We start from the raw sequence: 15,881 nt of genomic DNA on the forward strand, positions 1-15,881 counted from the left end.
ATTGTCCGCCGCTGGCGGCTGCGGCTTGCCGGGCTGGTTCAGATCGCGTCGGATCCGGTTTCGCCCGTTCTGATGCGGACGGCTTCTTCCACCGTCGACACGAAAATCTTTCCGTCCCCGATGCGGCCCGTCTGTGCGGCCTTGCGGATCGCCTCGATGGCGCTGTCGACCATGTCGTCGGCCAGCACGATCTCGAGCTTCACCTTGGGAAGGAAGTCGACCACATACTCGGCGCCCCGATAGAGTTCGGTATGGCCTTTCTGCCGTCCGAAGCCCTTGGCCTCGATGACCGTGATGCCCTGGAGTCCGACCTCCTGGAGGGCTTCTTTGACTTCATCGAGCTTGAAGGGCTTGATGATGGCTTCGATCTTTTTCATCCGAGGACCGTTCGCTTCGCGTTTTGCCGCTTTTAGCACCACCGATGGAGGTCTGCCATTGCGGGCTCGTGCCAGAGGCCTGAGTTCTGCTCTCGATAAGGGCAGATGATGATCAAAGTTTGTGCATGTGCCGCATCGGCGATCTGCGACGCTCGAAGCTGTGCCGGAAGGACCCCATGACCCGCCCTGAACCGCTCCTGTCCGCACATCAGATGAGAGAGGCCGACGCCGCTGCGATCGCGGCCGGCACCCCGGGCTTTACTCTCATGACAAGGGCCGGACAGGCTGTTGCCGATGTCGCTGCGCGGATGGCGGCCCCCGGATCCCGGGTGGTGGTGGCGGCCGGGCCGGGTAACAACGGCGGGGACGGTTTCGTCGCGGCTACGCTTTTGGCCGCACAGGGCTATCGCGTCACAGTCGCGCTCCTGGGCGAGCGGGACCGGCTCAAGGGAGATGCTGCGCTCGCGGCAGCGGAATGGACCGGCGAGACAACTTCTCTGGCGGACGCGCCCTTCGAAAAGGCCGACCTCATTCTCGATGCCCTGTTCGGGACAGGCCTCGTCCGCGATCTCGAGGGCAAGGCCCGCCAGGCAGTGGAGCGCATAAACGCCTCGGGTCGCCGCGTCCTGGCAGTCGACCTGCCGTCAGGCCTCGATAGCGATTCGGGGGCCGTGCGGGGAGTCGCCGCCCTGGCCGAGCGGACCGTGACCTTCGCGGCCCGTAAGCCCGGGCTTCTGCTCCTGCCGGGGCGACATTATTGCGGCGAGGTCGTGCTTGCCGATATCGACATCGATCCCAGGCCTGGCGCTGCCCGCATCGATACCTTTGCCAACAGCCCAAGCCTCTGGAGCAAATTCCTGCCGAGGCCCGAGGCGAGCGGGCATAAATATGACCGTGGCCATACCCTGGTCGTCTCGGGAGGCGCGACCCGCACGGGTGCGGCCCGGCTGGCCGCCCGCGCTGCCCTGCGGATTGGGTCCGGCCTTGTCACGGTTGCATCACCGCCGGAGGCTCTCGGGGTTAATGCGGCCCATCTCACGGCCGTGATGCTGCGGGGCTGTGACGGCCCGGAGGGGCTGCATGCGATTCTTGCGGATGAGCGGTTCAACACCCTGATTCTCGGGCCTGCCCTTGGGGTGCATGCCGGCACTCGCGCCATGGTGACGGTGGCAGTTCATGCCCGGCGCAACCTTGTCCTCGACGCAGACGCCCTGACGTCCTTCGAGGGGCTGGCTTCGGAGCTTCACGGGGTTTTCGCAGCCCCAACGGTCCTCACCCCACATTCGGGAGAGTTCGTGCGCCTGTTCAAGGGACACGCGGATCTCCTTGATCCGCCTTCGAAACTTGAGCGTGCGCGGCGAGCAGCTGCCTATACGGGGGCCGTGGTGGTGTTCAAGGGAGCGGACACGGTAATCGCCGCGCCCGACGGCCGGGCGGCCATCAACGAGAATGGCACGGCTTATCTGGCGACGGCCGGAACGGGCGATACCCTCTGCGGCATCGTCGGCGGCCTGATGGCCCAGCACATGCCCGCCTTCGAGGCAGCCTGCGCGGGCGTCTGGATCCATGCGGAAGCAGGGGTAGCGTTCGGGCCGGGCCTGATTTCGGAGGACTTGGCGGAGATGGTGCCGGGGGTGCTGCGGCGTCTTCTCAGCTGACCTCGATCCAGGTCCACAAGCCCGCATCGAAGCGTTCCGTCACCATGGATTCCAGGAGCCACTTGCCCGGATTATCCGCCACGAAGGCGATCCTGCTGGTCTTGTTCTCAGGCACCTGGACGGTGTCGAGGAAGTAAGGCTGCCATCCGTCATCGAGGGCATGGAGCAGGCGGAAAACGTGCCCGTGCAAGTGGAAAGGCTGCACGAATGGGGTCTTGTTTATCAGAGTGAGAACGACAGGCGTGCCACGCTTCACCTTGAGGAGCGGCGCCGCCGCGTCGCCGGTCGCGCCATTGAGGCTCCAGGGACCCGGCTTCCCATCCAAAGCCTGGATAAGGACGTCCTTGCGGGTTGCCTTTTCCAGGGCGATCGCTTTCGGCAGCTTCGGGTTCGGCACCAGAGGCGCTATGGCCGGCCTGGCCGGTGCGGCCTTACCGGTCGTCACGAAGGTGACGAGAGGTATACCGTCCCCGATCAGCGCCACGATGGCTGCCGGGGCGTCAGCCTCGGCGGGCAGGTCAGCCAGAAGATCGTAGCGGCTGCCGGGCCCCAGGGGGAGGGACGCCTTCAGGGGCTCGAATGCCTCCGTCGGCTGGCCGTCCACGGCGATGACGGCGGGTTTCAGGCCGTCGAAGCGCAGTCGCATGGCCCGGGCGTTGCAGGCATTCGCAATCCGCAGTCGCACGCGGCCGCCAGGAGGCGCCTCGATCCGCTGCGGCACGGGGTCGCCATTCACGGCCAGCAGGTTACCGAGCCGCCCCGCGGAACTTTCCGGGGCCGTTGCGGGAACGAAGGGCGCCAAGGTCCCGTCTTCGGCGAGGCGCCAGTCATCGATCAGAAGGGGTAGATCGAGGTCAACGGCAGGCGGAGAGGGTTCCTCGATGACGAGGAGGGCCGACAGACCGCGCTCCATCGGCTCCGCACTGCCGCCGGGCAAGCACGGGCGGATCAGGAAAGTGCCGGGCTCGGGAGGCACGAGGTCATAGGCGAAGGCCTCTCCGGGTGCGACCGGGCCCTGGGTGAGGCGGCCGACCCCGTCCTGATCGTTGGGGCCGCGAAGCCCTTGAATATGCAGGCTCAGGGGGGCGGATGTACCGTTCCGGAACGTGAAGCCCAGCCGCTCTCCGGACTTCACCCGGAAGGCCGGGTTGAGGTGTCCCCCCAGGGTCAGGATCTCGGTCTCCGCGGCAGCATCCGGCCGCAGGCGCTTGCGTCCGGGGGCGGCCACGAGCTCAGCTGGCAGGGGCCGCCAGGGACCAGAATTGCCTGGGGTCGCCGCACCTGCGAGGCGGGAAGGGCCGAGGAGAATTGTGGCGAGGCCGGCGGTGGCGGCGCGGCGCGTGATCATGCGAATGGGCCTCTTGGGCAAAGGTCGACCGGGATCGGGGTACAGGCCTGAACGCGAACGGCCAAGTTTTGTTGCGTTTTCGCCAGCCTCGCCCTTGGGCCGAACACGAATATTTTTGATGCAGCCGCCTGCAACCATGCTATAGAGCCCCGTCCCGGAGGAGGAGGCGCATCGCGCCGCCTCCCGCGCGGGCGTGGCGGAATTGGTAGACGCACTGGATTTAGGTTCCAGCGGCGAAAGTCGTGGGGGTTCGAGTCCCTCCGCCCGCACCAACTCCGTCAGAGTTGGTTTCCGGACGGCTCCCACGGGCCTGGTTGGCGGCGACGGCCGGAGCCTGGGACGAAGATTTTTTCGAGTAAGCGAAGGCGATATAACCATGCAGGTGACGGAAACTCTGTCCCAAGGCTTGAAGCGAGAATTCAAGGTTGTTCTTCCGGCGACGGAGCTGGAGCAGCGTCTCAACGATGAGCTGTCGACCCTTAAGGACCGGGTGAAAATCAATGGTTTTCGTCCGGGCAAGGTGCCGGTGGGGCACCTGCGCAGGGTCTACGGCCGCTCGGTGATGGCCGACGTCCTTCAGAATGCCGTCAACGAGGCGAACCGCAAGATCGTCGAGGACAACAGCCTCAAGCTCGCCCATGAGCCGCAAGTGAAGCTGCCGGAGGCCCAGGACGAGATCGAGAAGGTGATGGACGCCAAGGGCGATCTCGCTTTCACGGTGGCGCTCGAGGTCCTGCCCGAGTTCGAGCTGGTCGACCTGTCCGACGTTCAGGTGAAGCGCCCCATCGCGGAAGTCGCTGATGCCGAGATCACCGAATCGCTCGAGCGGATGGCGAAGCAGAACCGCACCTTCGAGCCCAAGAAGGGCAAGGCCGCCGAGGGCGACCGTGTGCTCGTGGACTTCGTCGGCCGCATCGACGGCACGGAATTCGAGGGCGGCAAGGGTGAGGACATCCGGGTCGAGCTCGGCTCCAACACCTTCATCCCGGGCTTCGAGGACCAGCTCGTCGGCGTGAAGGCCGGCGACACCAAGCTCGTAAAGGTCACGTTCCCGGCCAATTACCTGGCGGCCCACCTAGCCGGCAAGGAAGCCGAGTTCGACGTGACCGTGAAGGAGGTCGAGGCTCCGGGCGAGCTGAAGATCGACGACGAGCTCGCCAAGGGCTTCGGCATGGAGTCCCTGGACAAGCTGAAGGACGCCATCCGCAGCGCCATCCAGCGGGATTTCGAGGCCCAGTCTCGCCGCAAGGTGAAAAAGGAGCTCCTCGACGCTCTCGACGCCAAGTACAGCTTCGAGCTGCCCCCGAGCCTCGTCGAGCAGGAATTCAATGCGGTCTGGGCCCAGGTCCAGGGCGATATGAAGACCAATAACCGGACCTTCGAGGACGAGGATACCACCGAGGAAGAGGCTCGCGCCGAGTACCAGAAGATCGCGGAGCGCCGCGTCCGTCTCGGCTTGGTGCTTGCACAGATCGGTGAGAAGACCGATATCAAGATCTCCGACGACGAGGTCACCCAGGCTCTCGTCGAGCGGGTTCGCCAATATCCGGGCCAAGAGAAGCAGGTTTGGGATTTCTACCGCAAGAATCCGCAGGCTCTGGCCGAGATCCGGGCGCCCCTGTTCGAGGAAAAGGTCGTCGATCAGATCCTGTCCCAGGTGAAGGTCGAGGAAGAGACCGTTTCCAAGGAAGCGCTTTTCGGCGACGACGAGGACGAGGAGGCTGCCTCCGAGTCCAAGCCGAAGTCGAAGGCCAAGGGCGCCAAGAAATCCAGCAAGAGCGAGTAACGCGCCTGCCGGCCGTCTCGCCGCTTGCATCATCTATCGGCCGCGCGCCCGCGCGGCCGGACTTTGGAGCAGTGAGACGATGAGAGACCCGGTCGCGTTGTACAACAACACGCTCGTCCCCATGGTGGTCGAGCAATCGAATCGCGGGGAACGCGCCTTCGACATCTATTCGCGTCTTCTGCGCGAACGGATTATCTTCCTGACCGGGCCGGTCGAAGATTACTCGGCCTCGCTGATCGTGGCACAGCTACTGTTCCTCGAGGCCGAGAACCCCAAGAAGGAAATTTCCTTCTATATCAATTCGCCGGGTGGCGTCGTGACCTCCGGCCTGTCGATCTACGACACCATGCAGTTCATCCGTTGCCCGGTCTCGACCCTGTGCGTGGGGCAGGCGGCTTCCATGGGCTCGCTCCTCCTGACTGCCGGTGAGCCGGGGCAGCGTTTCGCCCTGTCGAATGCCCGAATCATGGTCCACCAGCCCTCAGGCGGCTACCAGGGCCAGGTCACGGACATCATGATTCATGCCCGCGAGAGCGAGGCCCTGAAGCGCCGACTCAATGAAATCTACGTGAGGCATACGGGCCAGGACATCGCCTCCGTCGAGCAGGCCCTCGAGCGGGACAACTTCATGACGGCAGACGCCGCCAAGGAGTTCGGCCTCATCGACCAGGTCCTGGCTAAGCGCCCTGAGCCGGCCGCGCCGCAGCCCTGATCCAGAATAGCTGGGGACAAGTTCGGGGCTGGTGCGTCTTTTTGGCGTCCTGCCCCGTTCCTATTGATCAGGTCCTATTCTGCGTGTTTGCATGCAGATTCGGGACGCGGACCGAAGGTGGCTCGAATTTTTTCCAGTGCCGGAACCTTTCATTAGCTCCGGCGCTCCTAAACTTAAGGATGCCGGGTCGGTATGGGCCGTCCCGGCGTCGATTGGAGATGTGAGAATGACCAAAGCTGGCGGCAACGACTCCAAGAGCACGCTTTACTGCTCCTTCTGCGGCAAGAGCCAGCACGAGGTTCGCAAGCTGATCGCTGGCCCGACCGTGTTCATCTGCGACGAATGCGTCGAGCTGTGCATGGACATCATCCGGGAGGAATCGAAGTCATCGCTGGTAAAATCCCGCGACGGCGTTCCGACCCCGAAGGAGATCAGCCGAGTCCTCGACGATTACGTCATCGGCCAGGAGCACGCCAAGAAGGTGCTCTCGGTTGCAGTGCACAATCATTATAAGCGGCTGGCCCATGCCACGAAGCACAACGACGTGGAGCTGGCCAAGTCCAACATCCTGCTGATCGGGCCCACGGGCTCGGGCAAGACCCTTTTGGCCCAGACCCTTGCGCGGATCCTGGACGTTCCGTTCACCATGGCGGACGCCACGACCCTCACGGAAGCTGGCTATGTGGGTGAGGATGTCGAGAATATCATCCTCAAGCTGCTCCAGGCGTCCGATTACAATGTGGAGCGGGCCCAGCGCGGCATCGTCTATATCGACGAGATCGACAAGATTTCCCGCAAGTCCGACAACCCGTCCATCACTCGGGACGTGTCGGGCGAGGGTGTGCAGCAGGCCCTCCTGAAGATCATGGAGGGCACGGTGGCGTCGGTTCCGCCCCAGGGCGGCCGCAAGCATCCCCAGCAGGAGTTCCTGCAGGTGGATACCACCAACATCCTGTTCATCTGCGGCGGCGCCTTCGCGGGCCTCGAGCGGATCATCTCCGGCCGCGGCAAGGGCACGTCCATCGGTTTCGGTGCCAATGTCGAGGCTCCGGACGACCGCCGCACGGGCGAGATCTTCCGGGGCGTCGAGCCTGAGGATCTGCTGAAGTTCGGCCTCATTCCCGAATTCGTCGGCCGTCTGCCGGTTCTCGCCACTCTCGAGGATCTGGACGAGGAGGCCCTGAAGCGCATTCTCCAGGAGCCGAAGAACGCCCTCGTGAAGCAGTACCAGCGCCTGTTCGAGATGGAGAACGTCAACCTCACCTTCCAGGAAGAGGCTCTGTCGATGATCGCCCGCAAGGCGATCGAGCGGAAGACGGGTGCCCGTGGCCTGCGCTCCATCATGGAGGGCATCCTCCTCGAGACCATGTACGATCTGCCCGGCCTCGACTCCGTCGAGCAGGTGGTCATCGGGCCCGAGGTGGTCGAAGGCAAGGCGAAGCCCCTGTTCATCCATGGCGATCGCGGCGACCAGACCGCGAGCGCCAGCGCATAAGACCCATGATTGCGGTGCCGGGGGCTGTTCTTGAAACGTTGTCTCCGGCACGCCACATTAACTCTTGCGCGAACACCGTCCGCTCATCGTTCCGAGGGCCGGTGCCGCGTACCGGACGCAGCCCATCGTACAAGCTTGAGCGTTTCGGTTGTCCGTCCGCGGACCCGCTCATTGGAGGGGCCTGCCGGACGTTTCGAAAGGATGTCGTCTCATGACACAAACGAAGCCACGTCAGCCTGTCGTGCCAGGCTCGACAGGAACCTATGCGGTTCTGCCTCTGCGCGACATCGTCGTCTTCCCGCATATGATCGTGCCGCTGTTCGTCGGCCGCGAGAAGTCGATCCGCGCGCTCGAGGAAGTGGTCAAGGGGGACCGTCACATTCTTCTGGCGACTCAGATCGATGCGACGGATGACGATCCGGCAACGGATGCGATCTACAAGGTCGGAACCCTGGCCAATGTGCTCCAGCTCCTGAAGCTCCCCGACGGCACCGTGAAGGTGCTCGTGGAGGGCGCCAGTCGTGCCCAGGTGAAGGCCTATACGCGCACGGACGAATATTACGAAGCGGAAGCCGAAGTGCTCCCGGACGCTCTGGGCGACCAGATCGAGGCCGAGGCGCTGGCACGCTCCGTCGTGTCCGAATTCGAGAATTACGTAAAGCTCAATAAGAAGGTTTCGCCCGAGGTGGTCTCGGCGGTGACGCAGCTCGACGAGCCGTCCAAGCTCGCCGACACGATCGCGTCGCACCTGGCGATCAAGATTGCCGACAAGCAGGCGATCCTTGAGATCCCGACCGTGGCTCAGCGGCTCGAGAAGGTGCTCGGCCTGATGGAGAGCGAAATCTCCGTCCTGCAGGTTGAGAAGCGGATCCGCACCCGCGTGAAGCGTCAGATGGAGAAGACGCAGCGCGAGTACTACCTCAACGAGCAGATGAAGGCGATCCAGAAGGAGCTCGGCGACGATGAAGGTCGCGACGAGCTGGCCGAGCTCGAGGAGAAGATCGAGAAGACCAAGTTCACGAAGGAAGCCCGCGAGAAGGCGATGGGCGAGCTGAAGAAGCTCCGCCAGATGTCGCCCATGTCGGCCGAGGCGACCGTCGTGCGCAACTATCTCGATTGGCTGCTCGGCATTCCGTGGAACCGCCGCTCGAAGATCAAGAAGGATCTCAACGCCGCCCAGAATCTCCTCGATGCCGATCATTACGGCCTCGACAAGGTCAAGGAGCGCATCGTCGAGTATCTGGCCGTGCAGCAGCGCGCCAACAAGCTCACGGGTCCGATCCTGTGCCTCGTCGGCCCTCCGGGCGTCGGCAAGACCTCGCTCGGCAAGTCCATCGCGAAGGCGACCGGCCGCGAATTCGTTCGCATGTCGCTCGGCGGCGTGAGGGACGAGTCCGAGATCCGTGGTCACCGGCGCACCTATATCGGCTCGATGCCCGGCAAGATCATCCAGTCGATGCGCAAGGCGAAGACCTCGAATCCGCTCATCCTGCTCGACGAGATCGACAAGATGGGCATGGATTTCCGTGGCGATCCGTCGGCGGCCCTGCTCGAGGTCCTCGATCCTGAGCAGAACAACTCGTTCAACGACCATTACCTGGAGGTCGATTACGACCTGTCCAACGTGATGTTCGTGACGACCGCCAACACCTTGAACATCCCGGCGCCGCTGCTCGACCGCATGGAAGTGATCCGTATCGCGGGTTACACCGAGGAAGAGAAGGCGGAGATCGCCCGCACGCACCTGATCCCGTCTGCCGTGAAGAAGCACGGCCTCGGAGAGAAGGAGTGGTCGATCGGCGATGAGGCTCTGCTCATGCTCATCCGGCGATACACCCGCGAGGCGGGCGTGCGTAACCTGGAGCGCGAGATCTCGAACCTCATCCGCAAGGCCGTGAAGGAGATCCTGATCTCCAAGGTCAAGACCGTGGAGGTCACGACCGCCAACCTGCCCGACTTCCTTGGTCCGCCGCGCTTCCGCTACGGTGAGGTCGAGGCCGAGGACATGGTCGGCGCGGTCACGGGCCTGGCCTGGACGGAGGTGGGCGGCGAGTTGCTGACCATCGAGGGCATCATGATGCCCGGCAAGGGCAAGATGACCGTCACGGGCAACCTCCGGGACGTCATGAAGGAATCGATCTCGGCTGCGGCGTCCTATGTCCGCTCCCGGGCCCTCGATTTCGGCGTCGAGCCGCCCCTGTTCGACCGTCGGGACATCCACGTGCACGTGCCGGAAGGTGCGACGCCGAAGGACGGTCCCTCGGCCGGCATCGCGATGGCCACGGCCATCGTGTCGGTGATCACCGGGATCCCGGTTCGTCGTGACATCGCCATGACGGGCGAAGTCACGCTGCGGGGCAGGGTGCTTCCCATCGGTGGGTTGAAGGAGAAGCTCCTGGCGGCTCTGCGCGGCGGCATCAAGAAAGTCTTGATCCCCGAGGAGAACGCCAAGGATCTCGTCGACATCCCGGCGAGCGTGAAGAACGGCCTCGAAATCGTGCCGGTCTCCCGCATGGACCAGGTTCTCCAGCACGCCCTGGTGCGGATGCCGGAGCCGATCGAATGGGATGAGGCGACGAGCCTGAACGCTCCGAAACCGGCAGAGGTCGAGGACGATTCGGTCGGCGTGATCGCCCACTAAATCTTACGTTACGGCACTTTTAGACATGGCCCCCGGATGCGAATCCGGGGGCTCATTTTTTGGTGTGGAACGTTCTAAAGTGGCTTATTTCAGCCGTTTCGGGACTTGCGCACGGCCGAGCTTTGCGCCACACGGATCTCCCTGAAACGATGGCACATCGATATGTGGCCATCGGGATCACTGGAGGATACCAAATGAACAAAGGCGAGCTCGTTGCGGCTGTCGCCGACAAGGTGGGGCTGTCTCGCGGTCAGGCTGGTGAAGCCATCGACGCCGCGATCGAGGCCATCACGACTGCCCTCAAGAAGGGCGATGAGGTGAAGATCGTCGGCTTCGGCACCTTCGTGGTGACCGACCGCGCCGCCGGCGAGGCGCGCAACCCGCGCACCGGCGAGAAGGTCAAGGTTCCGGCCTCGAAGACTCCCAAGTTCCGCGCCGGAGCGGGCCTGAAGGAAGCCGTGAACGGGAAGTAATCGCTTTTTGGCGATCTTTTCGACCTCAGAGGGCCGACCGCGCTTGCGTTGTCGGCCTTCTCTTTTTATGTGAGGCGGCAGGGGCGGTTAGCTCAGTTGGTAGAGCATCTCGTTTACACCGAGAGGGTCGGCGGTTCGAGCCCGTCACCGCCCACCATTGTCGCAGTTTACCCCAAAAGCCGGACGGCCGCTGCACAGACGGGCCATGACGCTGCGCCTCTGCGGCAATCCTGATTTTTCCGAAGACTGAGGCGGCTCAATCGTTTGGTGAAAGGCTGGCCAGTGCCACGGCCCCTGTCACCTGTCCTGCAGGGCCTCAGGATCGCGGGCGTCAGCTATCGCGGAGCGGGCGCCGACGACGGGACGGCTCGCCAAGGGCGTGATCAAGCAGCCCCGTACCCTTTGCACCACCTTGAACTTTCCGATCCGGGCCGGCTCCATGAAATCCCGCGTGACGGGCCTGGATCTGCCGATATTCCTGTTCCTGGTCCCAGACAGATCGGGCCAGGGGAGGGCAGGTGCCATCTTCGGTGCGTCATTCTTGCAAGATTCTCTTGCGCGATCACACGGATCGCTTGACAGGGATCGGGGGCGACCTTAAACCGCCCCCACACCGCTTCGGCGGTCGTATGCGCGGGCGTAGCTCAGTCGGTTAGAGTGCCGGCCTGTCACGCCGGAGGTCGCGGGTTCGAGCCCCGTCGCCCGCGCCATTGAGCCTCCAGAGGCTGCTTTTCCCCCTTTTAAATGAATCCATCCTGACCTGGTGCGTAATCGCCTATCGGGCTTTCCCAGGTCACGGTTTCTCCGAACGGCCTCGGTTGTGCAGGCGATGCCGGTGCCTGCGGCACAATTTTCAGCTGTGACATGAAGCAAAACGACGAAGCTCGGCGTTATCCGCCCGCTAACGGAGGCGCTGTTCCATGTCTGTTTCCAAAGTTTTCACCGATATGTCCAACTGGGTCGCCCAAGTGTCGGGGCGCCCGCTCACCTTTGGCGTGTGTCTGGCGATCATCGCCATCTGGGCCCTGAGTGGCCCGGTGTTCGACTTCTCGGATACCTGGCAGCTCATCGTGAACACAGGAACCACCATCGTGACCTTTCTGATGGTCTTCCTGATCCAGAATACGCAGAATCGCGACGGGGCGGCGATCCAGGCCAAGCTCGACGAACTGATCCGCGCCAGCGCGGCCCAGAACGTGTTTATCGGCATCGAGCATCTGACGCAGGAAGAGCTTGATGAGATCCGGGCCAAGTGCGAAGCCAAGGCCAAGATGGAGAGTGCCGCCGACAAGGCAGAGATGAAGGCCAACCGCAAAGCCGCGCATGCCGCGGAGGAGGCTACCTCATAGCTTGGAAACATTCTTTTGTGGCACCGCAAACACTTGTCACCGCAGGGGATCTCGGCTAAGCCTCCCCCCGCAATCCACGGTTTGTCGCAGGGACTTTCAATGAGCCGTCTGCGGCTTAAATTCAAGGTTTGGTCCCGGTTTTGTACCGGTTCTGTTCCTCTAGGTGTCGCATGACGAATCTTCTCGCCGACTACCTGCCTCTCGTGATCTTCATCGGCGTGTCGCTCCTGATCGGAGTGGCGCTGCTCGTGGCGCCTTTCATCGTTGCCTATAGCCGCCCTGACACCGAAAAGCTCTCTGCCTACGAGTGCGGGTTCAATGCCTTCGACGACGCCCGCATGAAGTTCGACGTGCGGTTTTACCTCGTGGCGATCCTGTTCATCATCTTCGATCTCGAGGTCGCGTTCCTGTTCCCCTGGGCTATTACGTTCGGGAATCTTGGCTGGTTCGGCTTCGTCTCGATGATGATCTTCCTCACGGTGCTCACCGTCGGCTTCGTGTACGAGTGGAAAAAGGGAGCTCTGGAATGGGATTGATCGAGAATAGCCGGGCTCCCCTTGTGGCTCCGAGCCCGACCGGGATCATCGATCCTGCCACGGGCCAGCCTGTGGGATCGACGGATCCTTACTTCGTTTCGATCAAGGACGAGCTGTCCGACAAGGGCTTCCTGGTCACCTCGGCCGAAGACCTCATTACCTGGGCGCGCACCGGCTCGCTCATGTGGATGACCTTCGGCCTGGCCTGCTGCGCCGTCGAGATGATGCAGATGTCGATGCCCCGCTACGATGCAGAGCGGTTCGGCTTTGCCCCCCGCGCCAGCCCGCGCCAGTCGGACGTGATGATCGTCGCCGGCACGCTCACCAACAAGATGGCCCCGGCCCTGCGCAAGGTCTATGACCAGATGCCGGAGCCGCGCTACGTCATCTCCATGGGCTCCTGCGCCAATGGCGGCGGCTATTATCACTATTCGTATTCGGTCGTGCGCGGCTGCGACAGGATCGTGCCCGTCGACATTTACGTGCCCGGCTGTCCGCCCACCGCGGAGGCGCTGCTCTACGGCGTCCTGCTTCTCCAGAAGAAGATCCGCCGGACGGGCACCATCGAGCGCTGAGCAAAGGTCATCGCATGAGTGCTGAACTGCAAGCCCTGAGCGATCACGTCGCCTCGTCCCTTGGCGAGGCGGTGACAGCGCGCGAGATTGTCTATGGCGAGCTCACCCTCGTCGTGCGCGGACAGGATATCGTCAGGGCGGTCACGTTCCTGCGTGACGACCCGCAATGCCGCTTCGTCTCCTTCGTCGACATCTGCGGCGCCGACTATCCGGGGCGCGATAAGCGTTTCGACGTGGTCTATCACTTCCTGTCCCCTTACCTGAACCGGCGCATCCGGTTGAAGGTGGAGACGGACGAGGTGACGCCCGTTCCTTCGCTGTCCGGGATCTTTCCGGCGGCCAACTGGTTCGAGCGTGAGGCCTACGATCTCTACGGGATCCTGTTCTCGGGACATCCGGACCTGCGCCGCATCCTGACCGATTATGGCTTCGAGGGGTTCCCCCTGCGCAAGGACTTCCCGCTCACCGGCTTCGTCGAAGTCCGCTACGACGAGGGGCAGGGCCGGGTGGTTTACGAGCCGGTGAAGCTCAACCAGGAATTCCGCAACTTCGACTTCCTCTCGCCCTGGGAGGGCACGGACTACGTGCTGCCGGGCGACGAGAAGGCGAAGGCGTAACGCGGAGAGGAACAGCGCATGGGCGAGCATAACATCCGCAATTTCTCGATCAATTTCGGCCCTCAGCATCCGGCCGCGCACGGCGTGCTCCGCCTTGTGCTGGAGCTCGACGGGGAGGTGGTCGAGCGCGTCGATCCGCATATCGGCCTGCTTCATCGGGGCACCGAGAAGCTGATCGAGTATAAGACCTACGTTCAGGCCAATCCCTATTTCGACCGGCTCGACTATGTCGCGCCGATGAACCAGGAGCACGCCTTCTGCCTGGCGACCGAGAAGTTGCTGGGCATTACGGTGCCGCGCCGCGCGCAGCTGATCCGCGTTCTCTATTCCGAGATCGGCCGTCTTCTTTCGCACCTTCTCAACGTGACGACGCAGGCCATGGACGTCGGCGCCCTCACGCCGCCTCTCTGGGGCTTCGAGGAGCGCGAGAAGCTGATGATCTTCTACGAGCGCGCTTCCGGTGCGCGCATGCATGCCAACTATTTCCGGCCCGGCGGCGTCACCATGGACCTGCCGCCGGAGCTGGTCGACGATATCGAGGCGTTCTGCGATCCTTTCCTGAAGGTGCTCGACGACCTCGACACCCTTGTGATCGGAAACCGCATCTTCAAGCAGCGCAACGTCGATATCGGCGTGGTGTCCCTGGACGATGCCTGGAAATGGGGCTTCTCGGGCGTCATGGTCCGCGGCTCCGGCGCGGCCTGGGACCTGCGCAAGTCGCAGCCCTACGAGTGCTACGAGGAGATGGATTTCGACATCCCGGTCGGGCGCAACGGCGACAACTACGACCGCCAGGTCATCCGTATGCTCGAGATGCGCGAGAGCGTCCGCATCATGCGCCAGTGCATCACGAAGCTGCGGGCTCCGGACGGGCAGGGGCCCGTCTCGACCCTGGACGGCAAGGTTGCTCCGCCCTCGCGCAAGGATATGAAGCGCTCGATGGAAGCGCTCATCCATCACTTCAAGCTGTACACGGAAGGCTTCCACGTCCCGGCGGGCGAGGTCTATGCCGCCGTGGAGGCTCCCAAAGGCGAGTTCGGCGTCTATCTCGTGGCGGACGGCACCAACAAGCCGTATCGCTGCAAGATCCGCGCTCCGGGCTTCGCCCATCTCCAAGCCATGGATTTCATGTGCCGCGGCCACATGCTGGCCGACGTCGCGGGCATCCTGGGCTCGCTGGACATCGTGTTCGGCGAGGTCGATCGGTAAATCGGTATCGCCCGGCTTTCGGCCGGGCATCCGCGCGATTGGCGCGGATCGCAGGTTCAAGTCGTGAATGGCGCAGGCTCCAGGGCCCGGCCATGGCGATGAGGAGAAGAGTTCTATGGCCGTCCGCAAGCTCGCGCCTGAGGAAATGCAGCCCGACAGCTTCACGTTCTCGTCCGAGAACATGGAGTTCGTGGCGCAGCAAATCGCCAAATACCCGCCTGGGCGCCAAGCCTCGGCGGTAATCCCGCTCCTGTGGCGTGCCCAGGAACAGGCGGGCGGCTGGCTTCCGCGCAAGGCCATCGAAAAGGTCGCTGAAGTGCTCGACATGCCGCAGATCCGCGTCATGGAGGTGGCGACCTTCTACACGATGTTCAACCTCGAGCCGGTCGGAAAGTACTTTATCCAGTTCTGCGGCACGACGCCCTGCGTGCTGCGCGGCGCCGGCGACATCAAGAAGGTCCTGGAGAGCCGGGTCGGCGAGCAGAACCACGTATCGGCCGACGGCACGTTCTCGTGGCTCGAGGTGGAATGCCTCGGCGCCTGCTGCAACGCGCCGATGGTGCAGATCAACGATGACTACTACGAGGACCTGACGGCTGAGAACTTCGAGAAGCTGCTCGACGATCTTGCTGCCGGCCGTCCTGTGAAGAAGGGCTCCCAGATCGGGCGCCGTTCCTCGGAGCCGCTTGACGACGTCAAGACCCTGACCGATCCGCATCTCTACGACGGGTCGCAGATCGGCGCTTGGCGCAAGCGGTTCGAGGAGGAGGCTGCCGCCTCCGCGACAACCGGTGAAGCGGCTGCTGCGACCGCGTCTGCGCCGTCGACTCCCAAGCCTGCCAAGCCGGAGGCCGGACGGGTCATCGAGACCGAGAAGGCCAATACCCCCGCCAAGCGTGCCAAGGAAGGGGAAGCTCCCGTGAGCGCCTCGGAACGCAAGGAAGGCTCGGACGGCTCCAAGGCGACGGCCGTCGAGCCGCGGACCGAGAATGGCGCTAAGCCTGCCCCGCAAAGCGACAAGTCCTATGTGGCGACGCCCAGCAAGCCGAGCGAAGGCCGCGCGACTGCCGATGCGCCCGCCGACAAGAACAACAAGTCCTGACGG

At 63.4% G+C, this 15,881-nt stretch carries 14 protein-coding genes and 3 tRNA genes; 15 read left to right on the forward strand and 2 right to left on the reverse strand.

What is annotated here, in order from left to right; all coding sequences use genetic code 11:
* Nucleotides 1-38: 38 nt before the first annotated feature.
* Entirely contained in the window at nt 39-377 is a 339-nt protein-coding gene (locus C4E04_RS09195) for a P-II family nitrogen regulator (RefSeq protein ID WP_109596927.1), read from the reverse strand.
* 176 nt (nt 378-553) lie between these two features.
* On the opposite strand from C4E04_RS09195, the gene C4E04_RS09200 reads away from it, so the two are divergent.
* The gene (locus C4E04_RS09200; RefSeq protein WP_109600972.1) at nt 554-2,035 is read left to right on the forward strand and encodes an NAD(P)H-hydrate dehydratase; all 1,482 of its coding nucleotides are present in this window, start codon (nt 554-556) and stop codon (nt 2,033-2,035) included.
* On the opposite strand, the gene C4E04_RS09205 is transcribed toward C4E04_RS09200, so the two are convergent.
* Complete coding sequence (locus tag C4E04_RS09205) at nt 2,028-3,383, reverse strand: multicopper oxidase family protein (RefSeq protein WP_109596929.1); 1,356 nt, start codon at nt 3,381-3,383, stop codon at nt 2,028-2,030. The genes C4E04_RS09200 and C4E04_RS09205 overlap by 8 nt on opposite strands.
* 187 nt (nt 3,384-3,570) lie before the next feature.
* On the opposite strand from C4E04_RS09205, the gene C4E04_RS09210 reads away from it, so the two are divergent.
* The 14 genes from C4E04_RS09210 (at nt 3,571) to nuoE (ending at nt 15,878) form a co-directional block, all read left to right on the forward strand.
* Nucleotides 3,571-3,655, forward strand: a tRNA-Leu gene (locus tag C4E04_RS09210).
* 104 nt (nt 3,656-3,759) lie between these two features.
* The gene (gene tig / locus C4E04_RS09215) at nt 3,760-5,169 is read left to right on the forward strand and encodes a trigger factor (protein ID WP_109596931.1); all 1,410 of its coding nucleotides are present in this window, start codon (nt 3,760-3,762) and stop codon (nt 5,167-5,169) included.
* Between the two features lie 79 nt (nt 5,170-5,248).
* Nucleotides 5,249-5,881: an ATP-dependent Clp protease proteolytic subunit gene (locus tag C4E04_RS09220; RefSeq protein WP_109596934.1), complete on the forward strand. Its 633-nt coding sequence runs from the start codon at nt 5,249-5,251 to the stop codon at nt 5,879-5,881.
* Between the two features lie 226 nt (nt 5,882-6,107).
* A complete protein-coding gene (gene clpX / locus C4E04_RS09225) occupies nt 6,108-7,376 on the forward strand; it encodes an ATP-dependent Clp protease ATP-binding subunit ClpX (protein WP_109596936.1) in 1,269 nt (422 codons plus the stop codon).
* Nucleotides 7,377-7,587: 211 nt separating this feature from the next.
* Nucleotides 7,588-10,017 (forward strand): endopeptidase La, encoded by a 2,430-nt coding sequence (gene lon, locus C4E04_RS09230; RefSeq protein WP_109596938.1) that lies wholly within the window; start codon nt 7,588-7,590, stop codon nt 10,015-10,017.
* Nucleotides 10,018-10,211: 194 nt separating this feature from the next.
* Nucleotides 10,212-10,490, forward strand: a complete 279-nt coding sequence (locus tag C4E04_RS09235) for an HU family DNA-binding protein (protein ID WP_109596940.1) — start codon at nt 10,212-10,214, stop codon at nt 10,488-10,490.
* A gap of 81 nt (nt 10,491-10,571) precedes the next feature.
* Nucleotides 10,572-10,647: transfer RNA gene (locus C4E04_RS09240), tRNA-Val, on the forward strand.
* 476 nt (nt 10,648-11,123) lie between these two features.
* Nucleotides 11,124-11,200: transfer RNA gene (locus C4E04_RS09250), tRNA-Asp, on the forward strand.
* Nucleotides 11,201-11,410: 210 nt separating this feature from the next.
* The gene (locus C4E04_RS09255) at nt 11,411-11,839 is read left to right on the forward strand and encodes a low affinity iron permease family protein (protein ID WP_109596944.1); all 429 of its coding nucleotides are present in this window, start codon (nt 11,411-11,413) and stop codon (nt 11,837-11,839) included.
* 170 nt (nt 11,840-12,009) lie between these two features.
* Entirely contained in the window at nt 12,010-12,375 is a 366-nt protein-coding gene (locus tag C4E04_RS09260) for an NADH-quinone oxidoreductase subunit A (RefSeq protein ID WP_109596946.1), read from the forward strand.
* On the forward strand, nt 12,366-12,950 hold the full coding sequence (locus C4E04_RS09265) for an NADH-quinone oxidoreductase subunit B family protein (RefSeq protein ID WP_109596948.1): 585 nt from the start codon (nt 12,366-12,368) through the stop codon (nt 12,948-12,950). The genes C4E04_RS09260 and C4E04_RS09265 overlap by 10 nt, the downstream gene beginning before the upstream one ends.
* Before the next feature lie 14 nt (nt 12,951-12,964).
* Nucleotides 12,965-13,567 (forward strand): NADH-quinone oxidoreductase subunit C, encoded by a 603-nt coding sequence (locus tag C4E04_RS09270; RefSeq protein ID WP_109596950.1) that lies wholly within the window; start codon nt 12,965-12,967, stop codon nt 13,565-13,567.
* Between the two features lie 18 nt (nt 13,568-13,585).
* The gene (locus C4E04_RS09275) at nt 13,586-14,776 is read left to right on the forward strand and encodes an NADH-quinone oxidoreductase subunit D (RefSeq protein ID WP_109596952.1); all 1,191 of its coding nucleotides are present in this window, start codon (nt 13,586-13,588) and stop codon (nt 14,774-14,776) included.
* Nucleotides 14,777-14,891: 115 nt separating this feature from the next.
* Nucleotides 14,892-15,878: an NADH-quinone oxidoreductase subunit NuoE gene (gene nuoE, locus C4E04_RS09280; RefSeq protein ID WP_109596954.1), complete on the forward strand. Its 987-nt coding sequence runs from the start codon at nt 14,892-14,894 to the stop codon at nt 15,876-15,878.
* Nucleotides 15,879-15,881 lie beyond the last annotated feature (3 nt).

The organism is Microvirga sp. 17 mud 1-3 (genome assembly GCF_003151255.1).
In the GTDB taxonomy this organism is placed as follows: domain Bacteria; phylum Pseudomonadota; class Alphaproteobacteria; order Rhizobiales; family Beijerinckiaceae; genus Microvirga.